Origin of the sequence: Roseomonas sp. AR75, from assembly GCF_005222815.1 — a bacterium.
Classification (GTDB): Bacteria; Pseudomonadota; Alphaproteobacteria; order Acetobacterales; family Acetobacteraceae; genus Falsiroseomonas.
Map to the genome: position 1 here is coordinate 766313 of NZ_STGB01000002.1, position 20903 is coordinate 787215.

At 71.9% G+C, this 20903-nt stretch carries 18 protein-coding genes; all 18 read left to right on the forward strand.

Annotation, left to right across the window (positions count from 1 at the left end; all coding sequences use genetic code 11):
• Window positions 1-72: 72 nt before the first annotated feature.
• The 18 genes from E4T13_RS11555 (at window position 73) to E4T13_RS11640 (ending at window position 20903) form a co-directional block, all read left to right on the forward strand.
• Window positions 73-549: a division/cell wall cluster transcriptional repressor MraZ gene (locus E4T13_RS11555; protein WP_137178402.1), complete on the forward strand. Its 477-nt coding sequence runs from the start codon at window positions 73-75 to the stop codon at window positions 547-549.
• The gene (gene rsmH / locus E4T13_RS11560; RefSeq protein ID WP_137178403.1) at window positions 546-1505 is read left to right on the forward strand and encodes a 16S rRNA (cytosine(1402)-N(4))-methyltransferase RsmH; all 960 of its coding nucleotides are present in this window, start codon (window positions 546-548) and stop codon (window positions 1503-1505) included. The genes E4T13_RS11555 and rsmH overlap by 4 nt, the downstream gene beginning before the upstream one ends.
• Window positions 1502-2242: a hypothetical protein gene (locus E4T13_RS11565; RefSeq protein ID WP_137178404.1), complete on the forward strand. Its 741-nt coding sequence runs from the start codon at window positions 1502-1504 to the stop codon at window positions 2240-2242. The genes rsmH and E4T13_RS11565 overlap by 4 nt, the downstream gene beginning before the upstream one ends.
• Complete coding sequence (locus tag E4T13_RS11570; RefSeq protein ID WP_137178405.1) at window positions 2239-4194, forward strand: penicillin-binding protein 2; 1956 nt, start codon at window positions 2239-2241, stop codon at window positions 4192-4194. Before E4T13_RS11565 ends, E4T13_RS11570 begins: the two co-directional genes overlap by 4 nt.
• A gap of 1 nt (window position 4195) precedes the next feature.
• A complete protein-coding gene (locus E4T13_RS11575; protein WP_137178554.1) occupies window positions 4196-5692 on the forward strand; it encodes a UDP-N-acetylmuramoyl-L-alanyl-D-glutamate--2,6-diaminopimelate ligase in 1497 nt (498 codons plus the stop codon).
• A complete protein-coding gene (murF, locus tag E4T13_RS11580; protein ID WP_137178406.1) occupies window positions 5689-7098 on the forward strand; it encodes a UDP-N-acetylmuramoyl-tripeptide--D-alanyl-D-alanine ligase in 1410 nt (469 codons plus the stop codon). Before E4T13_RS11575 ends, murF begins: the two co-directional genes overlap by 4 nt.
• Window positions 7095-8183 (forward strand): phospho-N-acetylmuramoyl-pentapeptide-transferase, encoded by a 1089-nt coding sequence (gene mraY / locus E4T13_RS11585; RefSeq protein WP_137178407.1) that lies wholly within the window; start codon window positions 7095-7097, stop codon window positions 8181-8183. Before murF ends, mraY begins: the two co-directional genes overlap by 4 nt.
• Window positions 8180-9568, forward strand: coding sequence for a UDP-N-acetylmuramoyl-L-alanine--D-glutamate ligase (gene murD / locus E4T13_RS11590; protein WP_137178408.1), 1389 nt, complete (start codon window positions 8180-8182; stop codon window positions 9566-9568). The genes mraY and murD overlap by 4 nt, the downstream gene beginning before the upstream one ends.
• Window positions 9565-10698 carry an FtsW/RodA/SpoVE family cell cycle protein gene (locus tag E4T13_RS11595; RefSeq protein ID WP_137178409.1) on the forward strand — a complete coding sequence of 378 codons (1134 nt, stop codon included), beginning with the start codon at window positions 9565-9567 and terminating at the stop codon, window positions 10696-10698. The genes murD and E4T13_RS11595 overlap by 4 nt, the downstream gene beginning before the upstream one ends.
• Window positions 10698-11834: an undecaprenyldiphospho-muramoylpentapeptide beta-N-acetylglucosaminyltransferase gene (gene murG / locus E4T13_RS11600; RefSeq protein ID WP_137178410.1), complete on the forward strand. Its 1137-nt coding sequence runs from the start codon at window positions 10698-10700 to the stop codon at window positions 11832-11834. Before E4T13_RS11595 ends, murG begins: the two co-directional genes overlap by 1 nt.
• The gene (gene murC / locus E4T13_RS11605; RefSeq protein WP_137178411.1) at window positions 11834-13276 is read left to right on the forward strand and encodes a UDP-N-acetylmuramate--L-alanine ligase; all 1443 of its coding nucleotides are present in this window, start codon (window positions 11834-11836) and stop codon (window positions 13274-13276) included. Before murG ends, murC begins: the two co-directional genes overlap by 1 nt.
• Before the next feature lie 8 nt (window positions 13277-13284).
• Window positions 13285-14184: a UDP-N-acetylmuramate dehydrogenase gene (gene murB / locus E4T13_RS30485; RefSeq protein ID WP_137178412.1), complete on the forward strand. Its 900-nt coding sequence runs from the start codon at window positions 13285-13287 to the stop codon at window positions 14182-14184.
• Complete coding sequence (locus E4T13_RS30490; protein WP_137178413.1) at window positions 14181-15098, forward strand: D-alanine--D-alanine ligase; 918 nt, start codon at window positions 14181-14183, stop codon at window positions 15096-15098. The genes murB and E4T13_RS30490 overlap by 4 nt, the downstream gene beginning before the upstream one ends.
• Window positions 15091-15975, forward strand: a complete 885-nt coding sequence (locus tag E4T13_RS11620; protein ID WP_240791080.1) for a cell division protein FtsQ/DivIB — start codon at window positions 15091-15093, stop codon at window positions 15973-15975. Before E4T13_RS30490 ends, E4T13_RS11620 begins: the two co-directional genes overlap by 8 nt.
• A complete protein-coding gene (ftsA, locus tag E4T13_RS11625; protein ID WP_137178415.1) occupies window positions 15972-17264 on the forward strand; it encodes a cell division protein FtsA in 1293 nt (430 codons plus the stop codon). Before E4T13_RS11620 ends, ftsA begins: the two co-directional genes overlap by 4 nt.
• A gap of 69 nt (window positions 17265-17333) precedes the next feature.
• Window positions 17334-18851 carry a cell division protein FtsZ gene (gene ftsZ, locus E4T13_RS11630; protein ID WP_137178416.1) on the forward strand — a complete coding sequence of 506 codons (1518 nt, stop codon included), beginning with the start codon at window positions 17334-17336 and terminating at the stop codon, window positions 18849-18851.
• A gap of 200 nt (window positions 18852-19051) precedes the next feature.
• Window positions 19052-20002 carry a UDP-3-O-acyl-N-acetylglucosamine deacetylase gene (gene lpxC / locus E4T13_RS11635; RefSeq protein WP_137178417.1) on the forward strand — a complete coding sequence of 317 codons (951 nt, stop codon included), beginning with the start codon at window positions 19052-19054 and terminating at the stop codon, window positions 20000-20002.
• A gap of 64 nt (window positions 20003-20066) precedes the next feature.
• A complete protein-coding gene (locus E4T13_RS11640; protein WP_137178418.1) occupies window positions 20067-20903 on the forward strand; it encodes an outer membrane protein assembly factor BamD in 837 nt (278 codons plus the stop codon).

Here is a 20903-nt window from a genome sequence, read left to right on the forward strand (position 1 = left end):
TCGGGGGGCCCCGCCGGCCGCTGAAGCGGGGGACGATGGCCCATTGCCGTCGTGGGGGCAACGGCAGGCGCGATGACCCAGTTCGTGGGCACGCATTTCGGGAAGCTGGACCGCAAGGGCCGCATCTCCGTGCCCGCCCCCTTCCGCGCCGAACTCGAAGCCGCTGCCACCTCGCATCTCGTCTTCCGGATCTCCCACCAGCATCCCTGCATCGAAGCGCGTTCCCGCGCCGTTTTCCAGCACATGTTGGAGAGTATCCTGAGCCTGGCGCATTTCTCCGAGGATCGCGACGACCTGGAAGCCGGCCTGATCGCCGACAGCTCCATGATGCGCATCGACGGCGATGGCCGCTTGGTGCTGCCCGAGGAGATGGTTGCGGAGATCGGCCTGGGCGAATCCGTGGCGTTCCTCGGCAAGGGGGATCGCTTCGAGATCTGGGACGCGGAGAAGGCCAAGGCGCATGTCGCGGAGGCCAAGGCGCGCGTGCGCGAAAAACGCCTCACGCTTGCCGCGATGCCTCTCAACACGACTCCAAAGGCCGTGCCATGACCGGCCATCTTCCCGTCATGTTGCAGGAGGTGCTGGCGACCTTGCGGCCCAGAACCGGCGCCATCTATCTCGATGCCACCTTCGGCGGCGGCGGCTATGCCGCGGCGATCCTGGCGGCGGCGGATTGCACGCTCTGGGCGATCGATCGCGACCCGGATGCGATCGCGCGCGGCGCCGCGCTGGCCGCGCGCCATCCGGGCCGGCTGCACCTGCTGCATGCGCGCTTCGGCGACATGCTGGAGAGCCTGGCCGCGCAGGGCGTCACGCAGCTCGACGGCGTGGTGATGGATCTCGGCGTCTCCTCCTTCCAGTTGGACCAGGCGGAGCGCGGCTTCTCCTTCCGCGCGGACGGCCCGCTCGACATGCGCATGGGACGCGAGGGGCCGAGCGCGGCCGACCTCGTCAACAGGCTGCCCGAGGCCGAACTCGCGACGATCATCGCCGAATTCGGCGAGGAGCGGCATGGGCGCCGCGTCGCCAAGGCCATCCTGCGCGCCCGCGCGGAAGCGCCGATCACCACCACCGCGCGGCTTGCCGAGATCGTCCGCCGCGCCGTACCGCGCGACCCTTCCGGCATCGACGGCGCCACCCGCTCCTTCCAGGCGCTGCGCATCGCCGTGAATGACGAGCTCGGCGAGATCGAGCGCGGCCTCGCCGCGGCGATGGCGCTGCTGGCGCCGGGCGGGCGGCTGGTGGTGGTGTCCTTCCATTCGCTCGAGGATCGCATCGTCAAGCGCGCGATGGCCGAGGCCGCCGGCCGGCAGGGCGGCGCCTCCCGCCACGATCCCGCTTCGCTGCTGCAGCGCGCCGTGCCTGGCTTCGCGCTGGTCACACCGAAGGCGCTGCGCCCCGGCGCTGCGGAGACCGCCGACAATCCGCGGGCGCGCTCGGCACGGCTGCGCGCGCTCGAACGACTGGCCCGCAACGACATTCCCGCCACGCAGGTGAACGCATGATCCGGCCTTTCACGCTGCTCTGCTTCTTCGCCTTCGCCGGGGCCGGGGCCTGGCTCTACCAGATCAAGCACGCCGTCGCGGTGAAGGATCGCGAACTGACGGAGATCCGGCGCCAGACCGAGCAGGCGCGCCAGCGCATCGACATCCTGCGCGCCGAATGGGCGCTGCTGAACGAGCCGGACCGCCTGCGCCAGACAGCGACGCAGGTGCTGGCGCTGGAGCCGATGCAGCCGCAGCACTTCGTGCGGCTAACCGATGTCGGCCGGCGTCTGCCCAATGCCGTGGCCTTCGCGGGTGCGCCCGATCTCTTCGCGCCTGCGTCCTCCTCGGCGCCCGCGACCATGCTGGCAAGCGCGCCGGCATCGCGCCCCGCCGCCCCCGGCACCGCGCCCGCCGCCGCGCAGGATGAGACGCCGGCGCCGCAGGCGCTGGTCGCGACCTTGGCCGCGCAGCGCGCGGAACAGGCGAGCCGCATCGCCCAGGCCAGCGCGCCGCGCCCGCCCCGGCCGCAGCGCCCGGCCCAGCCGGTGGTGCGCCCGGCCGTCCACATCGCGCCCGCGGCACCGCAGCCCGAGCCACCGCCCACCCGCATCGCCGCGCAGCAGACGGCCACGGTCGCCTCCACGCTGGGCACCGCCTCCTCTCTCGGCCGGCCGATGCTGGCGCCGCCCGTGCCGATCGCCCCGGCCGCCGCGGCGACGCTGCATGGCCGGGAAGGACCTGTCGCTTCGCGATGATCCCGATCCCCCCCGCCCCCGACGCCCCGCCGCTCGACCGCCCGGTCGCGCCCGATCCCGTCCGCACGCAGGTCGTCAAGGTCACGCGCCCGGAACTCGCGCGCCGCGCGATGCTGCGGCGTACCCGCTCACGCCTGCTGATCGCGGCAAGCGGCTTCGGGGTGCTGTTCGGGGGCGTGGCGCTCGGCCTGGCGGATGCGATGGTGCTGGATCCCGCCCAGCCGAAGCGCCTGCAGGCAATGGAAGCCGCGACGCGGCCCGTCGAGCATCAGTCGCAGCGTGCCGCCATCACCGACCGCAACGGCGAGATCCTGGCAGTCTCCCTTCCGGTCACCGCGCTCTACGCCAACCCCAGCGAGATCATGGATCCGCCCAACGTCGCGCGGCGGCTGGTGACCGTGCTGCCGCAGCTCGATGTGGAGCGGGTGACCGCGCGCCTGACCGGGGAGCGGCAATTCGCCTACATCGCGCGCAGCCTCACCCCGCGCGAGCAGCAGGCGGTGAACTCGCTCGGCATTCCCGGCCTCTATTTCGAGAACGCGGAGCGCCGCGCCTATCCGCAAGGCCGGTCGGCGGCGCATGTGCTGGGCGGCGTGGATGTGGACGGCAACGGCATTGCCGGCGTCGAGCGGCATTTCGACCGCATGCTGCGCAGCCAGCGCGGCGAGACGCTGCGGCTCTCCCTCGATGTGCGCGTGCAGCTTGCGTTGCGGGACGCGGTGGGCCGGGCGATCGCGGAATTCAACGGCATCGGCGGCGCCGGCATCCTGATGGATGTCCAGACCGGCGAGGTGCTGGGCATGGTCAGCCTGCCCGATTTCGACCTGTCGGATCCCGTCCGGCGCGACGACCAGCCGCAATCGCGCGAGGAGCAGGGCAACAATCCCCGCTTCAACCGCGCGACGGTCGGCGTCTATGAGCCCGGCTCCACCTTCAAGCTGATGACTGCGGCGGCGGCGCTCGATTTCGGCCTGGTCAACATCTGGAACGGCTTCGACGCCTCTCGCCCGATCCGCTACGGTCGCTTCACCATCAGCGATTTCCGCGGCAAGGGTCGCTGGCTCGCCCTGCCGGAGATCCTCGCCTACTCCTCCAACATCGCGTCGGCCCACATGGCCCAGGCGATCGGCGTGACGCGCCACCGCGAATTCATGGTGCGGATGGGCATGGGATCGCGGCTGCAGATCGAGTTGCCGGAATCGGCCCTGCCGCTGATCCCGCGCCAGCAGGACTGGCGCGAGATCAACACCATGACCGTGGGCTTCGGCCACGGCATCTCCGTCACGCCGCTGCATGTGATCACCGGCGCCTCGGCGCTGGTGAACGGCGGCACCTGGCGCCAGCCCACGTTGGTGGCGCGCGCGCCCGGCGACGTGCCGGAAGGCCGGCGCGTGATCAGCGAGCGCACCTCCGAGACGATGCGGCGGCTGATGCGGCTGGTGGTGACCGATGGCTCCGGCAAGGGGGCCGACGTCCCCGGCTATTTCGTCGGCGGCAAGACCGGCACGGCGCTGAAGACCGGCCCGCGCGGCGGCTATCTACAGAATCGACGCATCGCCGCCTTCATCGGTGCCTTCCCGATGCAGGCGCCGCGCTACGCCGTCTATGTGATGGTGGACGAGCCGAAGCCGAATGCGCGCAGCCACGGCTTCGCGACGGCGGGCTGGGTCGCCGCTCCCGCCGCGGGGATGGTGATCCGCTCGGTCGCGCCGATCCTCGGCATGGTGCCGGAAACCGAGCGCATGACGGAGATCCAGGCCGCCATCTCGATTCCGATGCAGCCGGGCCGCCCGGCGGGCGCACGGCCGGCCAACGCGCCGGCGCGCGGCCCGGCCCCCCGCGCCACGTCGCCGGCGACCCAGCCGGCCGCCGCGCCCTCCCCTGCCCCGGCCCGCAGCACCACCGCCGCCCTTCCCGCCGCACAGCGGGAGGCGAGCCTTGTCGGCCGATGACATGCCGGGCGCGTCCCGGCTGGACTCGCTGCTTCGCGCCCATCCGGATCTGCCGCAATGGCAGGGTGGCGCAGCGCCGCGGATCGCGGGGCTGACATCCGACAGCCGGGCCGTCGGGCGCGACTTCCTGTTCGCGGCGTTGCCGGGCGCCAAGACCGACGGGCGTGGCTTCATCGCCGAGGCGGTCGCGCGAGGCGCCGCGGCGGTGCTCGCGCCGGAGGGAACGGTCTGGCCCGCGGGCATTCCGGCGCGGCCGCTGCTGACCGCCGCCGATCCGCGACACGCGCTGGCGCTGCTGGCCGCGGCCTTCCACGGCCCGCAGCCGGCCACGCTGGTCGCGGTGACCGGAACCAACGGCAAGACGAGCACCGTGGATTTCCTCCGCCAGCTCTGGGCGCTGGATGGGCAGCGCGCCGCCTCCCTCGGCACGCTGGGCCTCGTCGCGCCCGGCTTCCCCACAGGCCCGTCGCTCACCACGCCGGACCCCGTGGCGCTCCACGCCACGCTTGCGACGCTCTCGCGCGCGGGCGTGACGCATGCGGCGATGGAGGCGTCCTCGCATGGGATGGACCAGCGGCGGCTGGACGGCGTGGTGCTCGCCGCGGCGGGTTTCACCAACCTGACGCGCGATCACCTGGACTACCACGGCAGCATGGACGCCTATCGCGCGGCCAAGCTGCGCCTGTTCGACACGCTGCTGCCCGCGGGCGCGACCGCGGTGGCGCATGCGGAGATGGAACGCGAGAGCCTCGACGCGCTGCAGGCCATCGCCGCGCGGCGCGGGCTGCGGCTGATGACGGTCGGCGAGCGGGGCGAGGCGGTGCGGCTGCTGCGCCAGACGCCGCGGCCGGATGGCCAGGACCTGGCGATCGAAGCCTTCGGCGCGCGCCACGATCTCACCCTTGGGCTGCCGGGACGCTTCCAGGCGGACAACGCGCTGATGGCGCTGGCGCTGGCTGTCGCGACCGGGATGGACGCCTCGCGCGCGGTTGCCCTGCTGCCCGCGCTCCTCGGCGTGCGCGGGCGGATGGAGCTTGCGGCGCGGCTGCCGAACGGTGCCGCGGTGTATGTGGACTACGCCCATACGCCGGATGCGCTGGAGCGGCTGCTTGCGGCGCTGCGCCCGCATGTCGCGCCCGGCGCCAAGCTGCATGTGCTGTTCGGCGCCGGCGGCGACCGGGACCCCGGCAAGCGTCCGCTGATGGGCGCCGCCTGCGCGGCGCTGGCCGATCTGTGCTGGGTGACGGACGACAATCCCCGCAGCGAGGACCCGGCCGCGATCCGCGCCGCGGTGCTGGCGGGCTGCCCCGGGGGCGTGGATGCCGGCGACCGCGCCGCGGCGATCGGCCGCGCGCTCGCGGCGCTCGGCCCCGGCGACGTGCTGGCCGTGGCCGGCAAGGGGCACGAGAGCGGGCAGACCATCGGCGGCGTGACGCATCCCTTCGATGATGTCAGCGTGGTGCGCGGCCTGGCCTTCCCCGAAGGCGCCGCGGCATGAGCGCGCTGTGGACCAGCGCGGAGCTGCGCGCCGCGACAGGCGGCACGCTGGCGGGCGAGGTCGCCGTGACCGGCATCTCCATCGACACGCGCAGCCTGCAGCCGGGCGACCTGTTCGTCGCGCTGCGCGATGCGCGGGACGGGCACGATTTCGTGTCCGAGGCGCTGGCCAAGGGCGCCGCCGCCGCGCTGGTGGATCGGGATCCACCCGGCGTCGCCGCCGATGCGCCGCTGCTGCGCGTGGGCGATACGCTCGCCGCCCTCACGGCGCTGGGCGCCGCGGCGCGGGAGCGCAACTCGGGGAAATTCGTCGGCGTGACCGGCAGCGTCGGCAAGACCACGACGAAGGAGATGCTGCGAGTCGCCTTCGGTGCGCTTGGCCGCACCCATGCGGCGACCGCCAGCTACAACAACCATTGGGGCGTGCCGCTGACGCTGGCCCGCATGCCGCGTGACGCCGAATACGCGATCATCGAGATGGGCATGAACAACCGCGGCGAGATCGCGCCGCTGTCGCGCCTGGCGCGGCCGCATGTCGCGGTGATCACGACCATCGGCACCTCCCATATCGGCAGGCTTGGCAGCCAGGCGGCGATCGCGGAGGAGAAGGCCGACGTCCTGCTCGGGCTGGAACGCGGCGGCGCGGCGGTGCTGCCGGCGGACACGCCCTTCCTGCCGCGGCTGCTGGAACGCGCGAAGGAAGCGGGCGCGACGGTGCTGACCTTCGGCGAAAGCGCGCGGGCGGAGATCCAGCTCACCGACTATGTCGCGGAAGCGGAACGCGGCACGGCGCGGCTGCTGATGGATGGGCTGCCGCTCTCGGTGCATCTCGGCGCGCCGGGCCTGCACCTGGCGATCAATGCCTGCGCCGCGATCGCGGCCGTGCATGCTCTGGGCGGCGACGTGGTGGCGGCAGCGGAAGCACTGTCCGGCTTCGATGTCGGCGCCGGGCGCGGCGCGCGCCGGCGCCTCGCGCTGCCCGGCGGCACCGCGCTGCTGCTGGACGACAGCTACAACGCTTCCCCCATTTCCATCCGCGCCGCGCTGTCGGTCCTCGGCGTGCAGGATGCGGCGCGGCGTATCGTTGCGCTCGGCGACATGCTGGAGCTCGGGCCGGGCGGACCTGCCATGCATGCGGAGCTTGCGCCCGATGTCGCGGCGGCGGCGGACCTGGTCTATGCGTGCGGCCCGCTGATGCGCCACCTGTTCGATGCGCTGCCGGCCGCGAAGCGCGGCGCGCATGTGGCAGACAGCGCGGCGCTGGCGCCGCTCCTCGCCGAGAGCCTGCGGCCGGGCGATGCGGTGCTGGTGAAGGGCTCGCTCGGCAGCCGGATGGCGCTGGTCGTGGCGGCCCTTGCATCGCTGGACGACAAGGCAGGCGCGCGCGGCGCGGGAGTGGCTCCGTGATCTTCAACCTGCTCTCGCCGCTGGCCGACGACTTCCAGCTGTTCAACCTGTTCCGCTACCTGACCTTCCGGGCTGGCGCGGCCTGCATGACGGCGCTGGCGCTGTCGCTGCTGCTCGGCCCGGCGCTGATCCGCTACCTGCGCGCGACGCAGAATGGCGGGCAGCCGATCCGCGAGGATGGGCCGCAGAGCCACCTGCTGACCAAGAAGGGCACGCCCACCATGGGCGGCATGCTGATCCTGATCGGGCTGGTGAGTTCCACGCTGCTCTGGGCGGATCTGCGCAACGGCTATGTCTGGGCGGTGCTGCTGGTGACGCTGGGCTATGGCGCCTTGGGCTTCGCCGATGACTGGCTGAAGGTGACGAAGCGGAACACCAAGGGCGTCTCGGGCCGGCAGAAGCTGATCGCACAGGGCCTGATCGGGCTGGTCGCGGCACTGTGGATGATGGCGCTGCTGCCTGGCCCGCTCTCCACCACCATGGCGGTACCGGTCTTCAAGGAGGTGTTGATCCCGCTCAGTTTCCTGTTCCCTGTGATGGCGACGCTGGTGATGATGGGCGCCTCCAACGCGGTGAACCTGACGGACGGGCTGGACGGGCTGGCCATCGTGCCGGTGATGATCGCGGCCGGCGTCTTCGCCTTCATCGCCTATCTCGTCGGCAACCGCGTCTTCGCCGACTACCTGCAGCTGCATTTCGTGCCAGGCACCGGCGAGCTCGCCGTGTTCCTCTCCGCGTTGATCGGCGCGGGGCTCGGCTTCCTCTGGTACAACGCGCCGCCGGCCAAGGTCTTCATGGGCGACACCGGCAGCCTGTCCATCGGCGGGGCGCTCGGCGCCGTGGCCGTGGCGACCAAGCACGAGATCGTGCTGGCCATCGTCGGCGGCCTGTTCGTGGTGGAGACGCTGTCGGTCGTCATCCAGGTCTTCTGGTTCAAGCGCACCGGCCGGCGCGTGTTCCTGATGGCGCCGCTGCACCACCATTTCGAGAAGAAGGGCTGGGCCGAGCCGACCATCGTGATCCGGTTCTGGATCATCGCCATGGTGCTGGCGCTGGTCGGCCTGTCCACGCTGAAGATCCGATGAGCACGCCGCCCGGCTTCCGTCCTTTCGCCGGCCAGCGCATCGCTGTGGTCGGGCTCGGCCGCGCCGGGCTGCCCGCGGCGCGCCGCCTGGCGGAATGGGGGGCGGAGATCACCGCCTGGGATGACGGCGCCACGCAGCGCGAGGCGGCGGAACGCGAGGGGCTTTCTGTCCGCGACCCTGCGGCCGGGGCGTTCGCCTTCGATGCGCTGTTGCTCTCGCCGGGTATCCCGCACCGGATGCCGCGGGCGCACCCCGCTGCCGCGCGCGCGCGCGCGGCGGGGGTGCCGATCCTTTGCGACGTGGAATTCCTGTTCCGCGCAGTGCGCGCGGCCGGCAGCCCCGCGCGCTTCATCGGCGTCACAGGGACCAACGGGAAGTCCACCACCACGGCGCTGATCCACCACCTGCTGCGGGGCGCGGGCCGGGTAGCGGAGGTCGGCGGCAACCTGGGCCCGCCCGCCCTCGGTCTCAATATCTTGGGGGCGGAAGGTTACTATACCCTCGAAATGTCGTCCTACATGTTGGAGCGAATCGCATCGATCCGCTTCAACAGTGCGGTGATGCTGAACCTCAGCGCCGACCACCTGGACCGCCATGGCAGCATGGCCGGCTATGCCGCTGCGAAGGCTGAGATCTTCGCGCGACAGGAGCCTGCGGACCTCGCCGTGCTGGGCCAGGACGACGCGGCGACGCGCGCCCTGGCGGCCACGGTGCGCGCGCGACTGCTGCCGATCTCCGGTATCGCGCGCGTGGAGGGCGGTCTCTGGGCCGAGGATGGCATGCTGCGCGACGAAGACGGCGCGATCGCAGACCTGCGCGACGCCCCTGCCCTGCCCGGCAGCCACAACGCGCAGAACGCCGCGGCCGCCGCCGCCGTGGTGCGCGATCTCGGTCTGAGCGCCGGCGAGATCGCCGCCGGCCTCGCCTTGTTCCCGGGCCTGCCCCATCGGCTGGAGCGGGTCGGCACGCTCGGCGGCGTGAGCTTCGTGAACGACAGCAAGGCGACCAATGCCGACAGCGCGGCACGCGCGCTGGCCTCCTATGACCGCGTCGTCTGGATCGCCGGCGGCCTCGCGAAGGATGGCGGCATCGAGAGCCTCGCGCCGCTGTTCCCCCGCATCGCGCGGGCCGTGCTGATCGGCCGCGATGCGCCGATGCTGGCCGCAACGCTCGCGGCGCAGGGCGTGCCGCACGAGATCGCGGGCACGCTGGACGAGGCCGTGCCGGCCGCCGCCGCCGCCGCACGGTCGGGCGCCGCGCCGGTCGTACTGCTCTCCCCGGCCTGCGCCAGCTTCGACCAGTTCAGCGGCTTCGACGCCCGCGGCGACCGCTTCCGCGCGCTGGTGCAGCAGATCCTGTCCGATGACATGGGGAGGGCCGCATGATCGGGGTCTCCCGCGCCGACACATCCACGCTCGGCCGCTGGTGGTGGACCATCGACCGCTGGACGCTGGCGGCGCTGCTGGCGCTGATCGGCTTCGGCTACGTGATGATGCTGGCGGCCTCGCCTGCCGTGGCGGAGCGCATCGGCGCCTCCTCCCGCAACATGTTCTTCATCCGCCAGATCGTCTACCTGGCGGCCGCCAGCGCGGTGATGGTCGCCTTCTCGATGCTGAGCATCCGCCAGGTGCGCATGGCCGCCTGGGCCGGGCTTGCCGTATCGTTGCTGATGGTCGCCGCGACGCTGTTGATCGGCACGGAGATCAAGGGCGCGCGGCGCTGGCTTCACCTGCCGGGGCTCGGCTCGGTCCAGCCGTCGGAATTCCTCAAGCCCTGCTTCGCGATCGTCGCGGCCTGGCTGCTGGCGGAAGGCAAGGTCAACCGGCGCTGGGGCGCGACGCTGCTGGCGATCCTGCTGTTCCTGGGCATCGCGGCGCTGCTCAAGGGGCAGCCGGACATCGGCATGCTGCTGGTGATCACCGCCGTGTTCTTCGCGCAGTTCTTCGTCGCCGGGCTGAACCTGTTCTTCGTGGGCGCCATCGGCGCGCTGGGCGTCGGCGCGGCGGCGCTGGCCTATACGCTGTTCCCGCATGTGCAGTCGCGCGTGCAGCGCTTCCTCGACCCATCCAGCGGCGACAACTATCAGGTCAGCGTCGCGCTGGAGGCCTTCGGCCATGGCGGGCTGCTCGGCCGCGGCCCGGGCGAGGGGCGCGTGAAGAACGTGCTGCCGGACGCGCATGCCGACTTCGTCTTCGCCGTGGCGGGGGAGGAGTTCGGGCTGGTCGTGTGCCTGCTGCTGCTCGGCCTGTTCGCCTTCGTGGTGGTGCGCGGCCTGGTGCGGCTGACGCAGGAGACGGACCTGTTCGTCGTGCTGGCCTCGGCGGGGCTGCTGACGCAGTTCGGGCTGCAGGCCTTCGTGAACATGGCGTCCTCCCTGCACCTGATCCCGACCAAGGGGATGACGCTGCCCTTCGTGAGCTATGGCGGCTCCTCCGTCCTCGCGATCGCGATGGGCATGGGGATGCTGCTGGCGCTGACGCGCCGACGCCTGTCGCGTGCGGAAGACGTGGCGTGATGCGCGGCCCGCCAGCCCGTCCTGTCGTGATCGCCGCCGGCGGGACCGGCGGCCATCTGTTTCCGGCCGAGGCGCTGGCGGCGGAGCTCGTCGCCCGCGGCGAGCGGATCGCGCTGATGACGGATGCGCGGAGCTCTGCCTTCGAAAGCCCCGCCTTCGGCAACGCCGAGCGCTTCGTGCTGAAAGGGTCCGGCATCGCTGGCCGCGGGCCCAAGGCGGCGATGGCGGGCGCGATGGCGCTGGCCGCCGGCACGCTCGAGGCGCGGCGGATCCTGAAGCGGCTGGATGCGGCCGCGGTGGTCGGCTTCGGCGGCTATCCCTCCGTCCCGCCGATCATCGCGGCGCGCATGCTGCCGGGTGCGCGTCGGCCGGCGACGGCGCTGCATGAGCAGAACGCGGTGCTCGGACGGGCGAACCGGCTGCTGGCGCCGCGCGCCGATCTGCTGGCGATCTCGCTCGCGGACACCGCGAAGGTGCCGTCCAGCGCGACGGTGCGCGTTGTTGGCAACCCGGTACGGCCAGCGCTGGCGGCGCTGGCCGGCCAGGGCTACACGTCGCCGCCCGCCGAGGGCGCGATCCGGCTTCTGGTGCTGGGCGGCTCGCTCGGCGCGCGCGTGTTCTCCGATGTGATCCCGGCGGCCATCGCGCTGCTGCCGGAGGCGCTGCGCGGACGGCTGGTGGTAACGCAGCAGACCCGGGCTGAGGACCTGCCGCGCGTGGAGTCGGCGTATCGCGAGGCCGGCGTGCCCGCCGACCTGTCGCCCTTCTTCGGCGATATCGCGACGCGGCTGGCCATGGCGCATCTGGTGATCGCGCGCGCCGGCGCCTCCACCGTGGCGGAGCTCGCCTGTGCGGGCCGCCCCTCCGTACTGGTGCCGCTGCCGAGCGCGATCGACGATCACCAGACCGGCAATGCCCGCGCGCTGGCCAGCGTCGGCGCCGCCTGGTTGATGAAGCAGCGCGACTTCACCGCCGAGAGCCTGGCGCAGCATCTGGGCAAGGTCCTCGATACGCCGGCGGTGCTGGCGCGCGCCGCCGCGGCCGCCGCGCGCGAAGCGCATCCCGAGGCCGCGCGGCGGCTGGCCGACCTCGTGCAATCGCTGATGCGCGCCGAAGCGCTGCCGGAGTTCACCTGATGCGCGCGCTGCCGCTCAACATCGGCCCCATCCACTTCGTCGGCATCGGCGGCATCGGCATGTCCGGCATCGCGGAGGTGCTGCACACGCTGGGCTACCAGGTGCAGGGCAGCGACATTTCCGAAGGCTACAACGTCGCGCGGCTGCGCGAGGCCGGCATCCCCGTGACCGTGGGTCACGATGCGCAGAACTTGGGCGGTGCCCAGGTGGTGGTGGTCTCCACCGCGGTGAAGCGCGACAACCCGGAGGTCCAGGCGGCGCGGGCGCGGCTGATCCCGGTGGTGCGGCGGGCCGAGATGCTGGCCGAGCTGATGCGGCTGAAATGGTCGGTCGCCATCGGCGGCACGCATGGCAAGACCACCACCACCAGCCTGGTCGCCGCGGTGCTGGAGACGGCGAAGCTCGACCCCACCGTGATCAATGGCGGCATCATCAACGCCTATGGCACCAACACCCGGCTCGGCTCGGGCGACTGGATGGTGGTGGAGGCGGATGAGAGCGACGGGTCCTTCCTGAAGCTGCCGGCCGTGGTCGCCGTGGTGACCAACATGGACCCCGAGCACCTGGACCACTGGGGCACCGGGGAGGCGATGCGCGAGGGCTATGCGCAGTTCGTCGGCAACATCCCCTTCTACGGCTTCGCCGTGCTCTGCGCCGACCATCCAGAGGTGCAGGCGATGATCCCGCGCCTGTCGGACCGGCGGATCATCACCTACGGCTTTTCGCCGCAGGCCGATGTGCGAGCCGACCGCGTGATCACGGACAGGATGGGCGCGACCTTCGAGGTGGTGGTGCGCGACCGCGCCACCACGCGCACGCGCACGCTGAAGCCGATGCGCCTGCCGATGCTCGGCCACCACAACGTGCAGAACGCGCTGGCCGCCATCGCCATCGCCACCGAGATGGATGTGGACGAGCACACCATCCGCACCGCGCTGGCCGGCTTCAAGGGCGTGAAGCGGCGCTTCACCCGCACCGGCGAGGCGGGCGGCATCACCGTGATCGACGATTACGGCCACCATCCGGTGGAGATCGCCGCCGTGCTGAAGGCAGCGCGCCAGGCCGGCGCGCGCGACGTGGTCGCGGTGGTGCAGCCGCACCGCTATTCCCGGCTCGCCACGCTGTTCGAGGATTTCTGTGCCTGCATGAACGATGCAGGCACGGTGATCGTCGCTGACGTGTACGCCGCGGGCGAGCAGCCGATCCCGGGCGTGGACCGCGATGCGCTGGTGGAGGGGCTGCGCGCGCGCGGGCATCGCTCCGTGGTGCCGCTGCCGGGACCTGAGAGCCTGGCGGAGATGGTGAACGCCATCGCACGCTCCGGCGACTACGTGGTGTGCCTCGGCGCCGGCAACATCACGAGCTGGGCGCATGCGCTGCCGGAACAGCTCGCCGCGCTGCAGACGCGCACGCGCCCGCGGCTGGTGGGCGGCAGCAAGTGAGGCCGGGCATGACCTCCCGCGCCGCCCTGCCGCCGCTGCGCGGGCGCGTCCAGGCCGATGCGCCCCTGGCGCCCTTCACCTGGTTCCGCGTCGGCGGCCCCGCGCAGTGGCTGGTACGGCCGGCGGATGCGGACGACCTGCTGCTGCTGCTGCGCGACCTGCCAGCGGGCATGCCGCTGACCGCCATCGGGGCCGCGTCCAACCTGATCGTGCGGGATGGCGGCGTGCGCGGCGTGGTGGTGAAGCTTGCCGGGCGCGCATTCGGAAGCATCGACACCGACGGCGAGGGCATCGTCGTGGGGGCCGCGGCGCTGGACACGACCGTGGCGGAACACGCGGCCGCGTCGGGGCTCGGCGGGCTGGAATTCCTCTGCGGCATCCCCGGCACGATCGGCGGCGCGGTGGCGATGAATGCCGGCGCCTACGGCAGCGAGATCAAGGACGTGCTGGACTGGGCCGAGGTGGCGACGCCCGCAGGGCTGCTGCGGCTGACTGCGTCCGAACTCGGCTTCGCGTATCGCAAGGCCGCGCTGCCGCAGGGTGGCATCGTTGTGCGCGCGCGGCTGCGCGGCGCACCGGGCGACGCCGCCGCCATCGCGTCGCGCATGGCGGAGATCCGCGCGGCGCGGGAGGCGACACAGCCGGTGCGGTCGCGCACGGGCGGCTCCACCTTCAAGAACCCGCCTGGACACCGGGCGTGGCAGCTGGTGGACGAGGCGGGCTGCCGCGGCCTGCGGTATGGCGGCGCCCAGGTGAGCGCGCTGCACGCGAATTTCCTGCTCAACACCGGCGGCGCGACGGCGGCCGACATCGAGGGCCTCGGCGAACAGGTGCGCGCGCGGGTGAAGGCGGCGACGGGCGTGGAGCTGGAGTGGGAGATCAAGCGCATCGGGGAGCTCGCACGGTGACGCGCGTCGCGGTCCTGCATGGCGGCGTCTCGGCCGAGCGCGAGGTCTCGCTCGCCACCGGCGCGCAGGTGGTCGCGGCGCTGCGCCAGGCCGGCTTCGAGGTGACGCCGATCGAGGTCACGCAGGACCTCGCCGCCGTCATCGCCGCGCTGCAGGCGGCGAAGCCGGACGCGGTGTTCAACGCACTGCATGGCCGCTTCGGCGAGGATGGCTGCATCCAGGGCGTGCTGGACTGGCTCGGCCTGCCCTACACGCATTCGGGGCTGCGCGCCTCGGCGATCGCCATGGACAAGGCGGCGGCCAAGGCCGCCTTCGCCGCGGCCGGCCTGCCCGTCGCGCCGTCGCGCATCGTCTCGCCGGAGGAGCTGGAGGCGGAGGACCCGCTGCCCCTGCCCTATGTCGTGAAGCCGGTGAACGAAGGCTCCTCGGTCGGCGTCGAGATCTTTCGTGAGGGCGACAACCGGCGGGCCGAGGTTGCGCGGGCCTGGAAATACGACCGGCGCATCATGGCGGAATCCTACATCCCCGGTCGCGAGCTGACCGTCGCCGTGATGGGCGACACGCCACTCGAGGTGACGGAGATCGCGACCGGCAACGTCTTTTACGACTACGAGGCGAAATACGCCGATGGCGGAAGCCGCCATACGCTGCCCGCGCCGGTGCATCCCGCCATCCGGGAGCAGGCAATGGCGGTGGCGCTGCGCGCCCATCAGGCGCTGGGCTGCCGCGGCGTGACGAGGGCCGACTTCCGCTACGACGACACCGCGGGCGAGCCCGGCCGGCTCTACATCCTGGAAGTGAACACGCAGCCTGGCATGACCCGCACCTCGCTGGTGCCGGAACAGGCCGCGCATGTCGGCATCCCCTTTCCCGACCTCTGCGCCTGGATGGTGCGGGAGGCGCGCTGTGGCTAGCACCGCGCTCCGCAGCGGCCGCAATGGCAGCGCCCGGACGCGGCGCGAGCAGGACCGTCCCAGCCGGCTGCGGCTCTGGCTGAAGCGGCGCCGCGGCCTCGCGAAGCCGGCCGCGCTCGCGCTGCTCGGCGCCGGCGCGCTCGCGGCGGCCGGCCTGGCCCTGTATCTGGCTGATCCCGCCGGGCGGGTGCAGGCGCTGATCGAGCATGTCGCCTCTGCCGGCGATGCCGCGGGCCTCGAGGTGCGCGAGGTTGTCGTCGAAGGCCGCGTGAACACGCCACGCGAGCTGATCCGCGCGGCGGTCGGCGTGGAGCGGGGCGACCCGATGCTCGGCTTCTCGCCAAGCGAGGCGCGCGAGCGGCTGATGACCATCGCCTGGGTCGAGAATGCCGATGTCGAGCGCCACCTGCCCGCGACCATCCTGGTGCGCCTGACCGAGCGCACGCCTTTCGCGATCTGGCAGAACCGCGGGCAGTTCTCGATCATCGACCGCCAGGGCCGCGTCGTGACCAGCGAGACGCTGGACGCCTTCGGACCGCTGCCGCTGGTGGTCGGCGCCGGGGCGGAGAAGCACGGCGCGGCGCTGTACGAATTGCTGCTCGCCTATCGACCGATCCTGGAGCGCACCCAGGCCATGGTGCGCGTCGGCGAGCGGCGCTGGAACCTCAAGCTGCACAGCGGCACGGACGTGCTGCTGCCGGAAGGCCAGGAAGCGCCGGCGCTGAACCGTCTGGCGGAGCTGCATGCGCGGAACGCGCTGCTCGACCGGCCTCTCGTTGCCATCGACATGCGCCTGCCGGACCGCATGGTGCTGCGCCAGCACCCGCCGGCGGAGCCGCCGCCTCAGGCACAGCGGCGTGGAGGCCGAAGCGGATGAACGCCCTCTCCCGCGTGCCTGTCCCGATCGAGGGGGCGCCCGAGCGCAAGCGGCGCAACGCGCGCAGCGGCCCCTTCGGCGTGCTGGATATCGGCACGACCAAGACCGTCTGCCTGATCGCCCGCATCGAGGGCGACGGGACGCCGCGCGTGCTTGGCTTCGGCTGGCAGCGCGGCCGCGGCGTGAAGGGTGGCTCGATCATCGACCTCGAGGAAGCGGAGCGCGCCATCCGCGCGGCCGTCGGCCAGGCGGAGGAGATGTCGGACACCAAGCTGTCCGGCATGATCGTCAACCTCTCCTGCGGCCAGCCGGATTCGCGCCTGCTCCATGTGCAGTGGCCGATCAACGGCCGCGCCGTGACGGATGCCGACCTGCGCGCGATCCTGTCCGAAGGGCGGCGCCGCGGCCATGAGGACGGGCGGGAGACGGTGCATGGCGCGCCGGTCTCCTTCACCGTTGACGAGACACCGGGTGTCGAGGATCCGCGCGGCATGGTGTGCGAGACGCTGGCCGCGCGCGTGCATCTGGTGGATGCCTCGCAGGCCGCGCTGCGCAACCTCGGCACCTGCCTCGCGCGGTGCGACCTGGAGGTGGAGGAGCTGGTCTCCGCCCCCTTCGCCGCCGGCCTGGCCACGCTGGTGGAGGATGAGAAGCGCATCGGCGCGACGGTCATCGACATGGGCGGCGGCACCACCTCCATCGCCGTCTTTGCCGAAGGCCAGCTGATCCACACCAGCCAGGTGCCGGTCGGCGGCTGGCAGGTGACGAACGACCTCGCACGCGTGCTCTCCACGCCGATCAACCACGCAGAGCGGCTGAAGACGCTGCATGGCGGCGCGCTCGCCTCGGCCGACGACGAGCGGGAGATGCTGCCGATCCCGCTGGTCGGCGAGGACGAGGACCACATCGCCCGCATTCCCCGCGCGATGGTGGTGAACATCATCCGCCCGCGCCTGGAAGAGACCTTCGAATTCGTCCGCGACCGGCTGGAACAGGCCGGCGTCGCGAAGGAAGCCGGCACCCGCGTGGTGCTGACCGGCGGCGGCAGCCTGCTGATCGGCGCGCGCGAGCTGGCTGCGACGGTGCTCGATCGCCAGGTGCGGCTCGGCCGCCCGCGCGCCACGCGCGGCCTGCCGGAGACCGCGGGCGGCGCGCCCTTCGCGGTCGCTGTCGGCCTGCTCGCCTGGGCGGCCGGCGAAGGCCGCCCGATCGTGGATGTCGCGCCCGGCCCCGAACGCACGGGCGGCGCCATCCGCCGTTTCCTCGACTGGCTGAAGGCGCGCGCCTGATGCGCCCCGCAAGCCACGCCCACCGCCACCCGCCACGCCACCAAGGCTGAGTTCCAGGAGAGGCCCGACATGACGCTGAACCTCACCATCGCCGCGCACACGACAACGGATTTCACGCCGCGCATCAGCGTCGTCGGCGTCGGCGGCGGCGGCACCAACGCTGTCAACAACATGGTCACCATGGGCCTGGACGGGGTGGATTTCCTCGTCGCAAACACCGACGCGCAGAGCCTGGTGAACTCCAAGGCGACGCGCCGCGTGCAGCTCGGCCCGCACCTGACGCAGGGCCTCGGCGCGGGCGCGAAGCCGGAGATCGGGCGCGCGGCGGCTGAGGAAGCGACGGAGGAACTGGCGCGTCACCTGGAAGGCAGCCACATGGTCTTCGTCACCGCCGGCATGGGCGGCGGCACCGGCACGGGCGCGGCGCCGGTGATCGCGCGGATGGCGCGGGAGCGCGGGATCCTGACCGTCGGCGTGGTGACCAAGCCCTTCGACTTCGAGGGGCCGAAGCGGCGCAAGGCGGCGGAATCGGGCATCGAGGAGCTGCAGCAATTCGTGGACACGCTGATCGTGATCCCGAACCAGAACCTCTTCCGCATGGCGAATGAGCGCACGACCTTCGCCGAGGCCTTCAAGATGGCCGACAACGTCCTCTACATGGGCGTGCGCGGCGTGACGGACCTCATGGTCAATCCGGGCCTGGTGAATCTCGACTTCGCCGACATCCGCACGGTGATGGCGGAGATGGGCAAGGCGATGATGGGCACGGGCGAGATGGAGGGCGAGGAGCGCGCGGTGAAGGCGGCCGAATCCGCCATCAGCAACCCGCTGCTGGAAGACACCTTCATGCGCGGCGCGCGTGGCGTGCTGATCAACATCACCGGCGGCTACGACATGACGCTGTTCGAGGTTGACGAGGCCGTCCATCGCATCCGCAAGGAGGTGGACGAAGATGCCAACATCATCTTCGGCTCCTCGATCGACGAGACCATGAACGGCCGCATCCGCGTCTCCGTGGTCGCCACCGGCATCGACGCCGCGGTCGCGAAGGAGGCCGAGCGGCCGAAGCTCGTCGCGGTCGGCGGCGGCGTGGCGACGCCGCTGCATGCGGTGGCCTCGGCACCCGTCGTGGCGGCGCAGCCGGCGCGTCCGGGCGTGGTGCTCGGGCCGCGGGTGGCGGCGGTTCCGGCAGGTGGCGTGGCCCGCGCAGCACATGGCTTCGTCCAGCCCGCGCAGATCACGCCCGCGCAGCCGGCCTCCGTTGCCGAACCGGTCGAGGCGCAGGTCTCGGCGGAGCCGGTCATCCTGAACCAGACGGCCGAGCCGGGCCTGCGCGCCCCCGCGGCCACCCGCCCGGCCGCCGCGCCGCAGCCGGCGGGCGGCGGCGGGTTCCGCAACCTGTTCCGCACTGCAACGGGGCTTTCCGGCCTGATGCGGCGCGACGTGGCGGAGCCCGCTTCGGCACAGCCCGCCGCCCCGCGCGTGGAGCCGGTCGCCGAGCCCGCACCGCGCGCCACGGTGCGCGCCGTGCCGCAGGAGGAGATGGGACTCGACATTCCCACCTTCCTTCGCCGCCAGAGCAATTGAGGCGAATCTGGGGCAATCTCGCGTCGCAGCAACTCAACAAATACAATGGCTTACAACGTAATATCGCGAAACAAGGCTTGAATGGCGTCCCAGTGCCGGGAGTGGCATCCCGTCACTGGGACGTTGCGTTTCGGCGTCCTGCGCAGGGTGTGACGGTTCCCTAACGGAACCAGCGCCACGCAACGGGTTTCGGAGCGGGAATGGACGGTTTCCTCACCATCGACAGGGCCAGCAGGCGGACGCTGAAGACGGCGATTCACTGCGTGGGCGTCGGGCTGCACAGCGGCCGGCGCGTCACGCTGGTGCTTCGCCCGGCGGCGGCCGGCACCGGCATCCTGTTCCGGCGGACCGATCTCGGCGTGGAGATCCCCGCGCGCTTCGACCGCGTGGTGGATACCCGTCTCTGCACCGCGCTGGTGGCGGCGGATGCGCCGCAGGCGCGGATCGGCACGGTCGAGCACGTGATGGCCGCCCTGGCCGGCACCGGCGTCACTGATGCCATCGTCGAACTGGACGGGCCGGAAGTGCCGATCCTCGACGGTTCCGCCGCGCCCTTCGTCTTCCTGATCGACTGCGCGGGCACCACCGCCCTGAACCTGCCGGCGCCAGTGATCGAGGTGCTGCGCCCCGTCCGCGTCGCGGATGGCGAGGCCTTTGCCGAACTGCACCCCACCGGCACGCCCGGCTTCGAGGCGACGCTCACCATCGAGTTCCCTGCCACCGTGATCGGCCGGCAGCAACTGTCGCTGCGGCTAACGCCGGCGAGCTTCCGCGGAGCGCTCGCGGATGCCCGCACCTTCACGCTCGCCGAGGAGATCGCGCGGCTGCGCGCCGCCGGGCTGGCGCAGGGCGGCAGCCTTTCCAATGCCGTGGTGGTGGACGGGCCGCTGGTGCTGAACCCCGGCGGCCTGCGTCGCCCGGACGAGTTCGTGCGGCACAAGCTGCTGGACGTCGTGGGCGACCTGGCCCTGGCCGGCGCCGCGCTGTCCGGCCGCTTCGTTGGCCATCGTTCGGGCCATGCGCTGAACAACCGGCTGCTCCGCACCCTGTTCGCGGATGCCGGCGCCTGGCGCCTGGTGGAGGGCGACATCGGCGCCGAAGGCGCCGCCGTCAGCCGCCTGCCGGTCGCCGCCGCACCCGCCATCGCCTGAACCGTATCATCTGACGGCGGGCGGCCTTGCCCGCACTGCCGCGCGCCGTGGTATAGCTCCGCCCATGCGGTCCTTCCCTCCGATGTTTCGTCGCCTGCTGATGATCCTGGTGCTTGCGCTGCCGATCGCAGCCTGCAGTGCCTGGGATGGACGCCAGGACGCGCTCAACACGCAAAGCGGCGGCGACAACTCGCCGGAGGGCCTGTTTGCCGCCGGCATGGAGGCGCTGAACAACGAGCAGCATGCCCGTGCCGTGCAGTATTTCGACACGGTCGAGCGCGAGCATCCCTATTCGGCCTTCGCGACCAACGCCAAGCTGATGGCGGCCTACAGCGAGTACATGCGCAATCGCTACACAGAGGCCATCGGCGCGCTGGACCGCTTCATCCAGCTGCATCCGGCGCATCGCGACATCGCCTACGCCTATTACCTGCGCGCCTTGAGCCTCTACGAGCAGATCAACGACGTGCAGCGCGACCAGCGCACGACGGAGCAGGCGATGGTCGCGCTGCAGGACGTGATCAACCGATTCCCGAACACGCCCTATGCCCGCGATGCGCGGCTCAAGATGGACCTGGCGCGGGATCATCTCGCCGGTCACGAGATGGTGGTGGGCCGGTTCTATCAGAACCGCCGGCTCTTCCTCTCCGCGATCGGCCGCTTCCGCCGGGTGGTGGAGGAGTATCAGACCACCAATCACGTGCCGGAAGCGCTGCACCGCCTGACCGAGATCTACCTGACGCTCGGCCTGACGGAGGAGGCGCGGCGCACCGCCTCGGTGCTGGGCTACAACTACCCCGGCAGCGAATGGTACCAGGACAGCTATTCGCTGCTGGTGCAGGACGACAACGGCCAGGACCGTCCGGGCTGGTGGCGGCGGAACATCGGCAGCATCTTCTGA

Coding starts and splice junctions, on each gene's coding strand:
- E4T13_RS11555 (WP_137178402.1), top strand. CDS start 73: ATGACCCAGTTCGTGGGCACGCATTTCGGGAAGCTGGACCGCAAGGGC.
- rsmH (WP_137178403.1), top strand. CDS start 546: ATGACCGGCCATCTTCCCGTCATGTTGCAGGAGGTGCTGGCGACCTTG.
- E4T13_RS11565 (WP_137178404.1), top strand. CDS start 1,502: ATGATCCGGCCTTTCACGCTGCTCTGCTTCTTCGCCTTCGCCGGGGCC.
- E4T13_RS11570 (WP_137178405.1), top strand. CDS start 2,239: ATGATCCCGATCCCCCCCGCCCCCGACGCCCCGCCGCTCGACCGCCCG.
- E4T13_RS11575 (WP_137178554.1), top strand. CDS start 4,196: ATGCCGGGCGCGTCCCGGCTGGACTCGCTGCTTCGCGCCCATCCGGAT.
- murF (WP_137178406.1), top strand. CDS start 5,689: ATGAGCGCGCTGTGGACCAGCGCGGAGCTGCGCGCCGCGACAGGCGGC.
- murD (WP_137178408.1), top strand. CDS start 8,180: ATGAGCACGCCGCCCGGCTTCCGTCCTTTCGCCGGCCAGCGCATCGCT.
- E4T13_RS11595 (WP_137178409.1), top strand. CDS start 9,565: ATGATCGGGGTCTCCCGCGCCGACACATCCACGCTCGGCCGCTGGTGG.
- murG (WP_137178410.1), top strand. CDS start 10,698: ATGCGCGGCCCGCCAGCCCGTCCTGTCGTGATCGCCGCCGGCGGGACC.
- murC (WP_137178411.1), top strand. CDS start 11,834: ATGCGCGCGCTGCCGCTCAACATCGGCCCCATCCACTTCGTCGGCATC.
- murB (WP_137178412.1), top strand. CDS start 13,285: ATGACCTCCCGCGCCGCCCTGCCGCCGCTGCGCGGGCGCGTCCAGGCC.
- ftsA (WP_137178415.1), top strand. CDS start 15,972: ATGAACGCCCTCTCCCGCGTGCCTGTCCCGATCGAGGGGGCGCCCGAG.
- ftsZ (WP_137178416.1), top strand. CDS start 17,334: ATGACGCTGAACCTCACCATCGCCGCGCACACGACAACGGATTTCACG.
- lpxC (WP_137178417.1), top strand. CDS start 19,052: ATGGACGGTTTCCTCACCATCGACAGGGCCAGCAGGCGGACGCTGAAG.
- E4T13_RS11640 (WP_137178418.1), top strand. CDS start 20,067: ATGCGGTCCTTCCCTCCGATGTTTCGTCGCCTGCTGATGATCCTGGTG.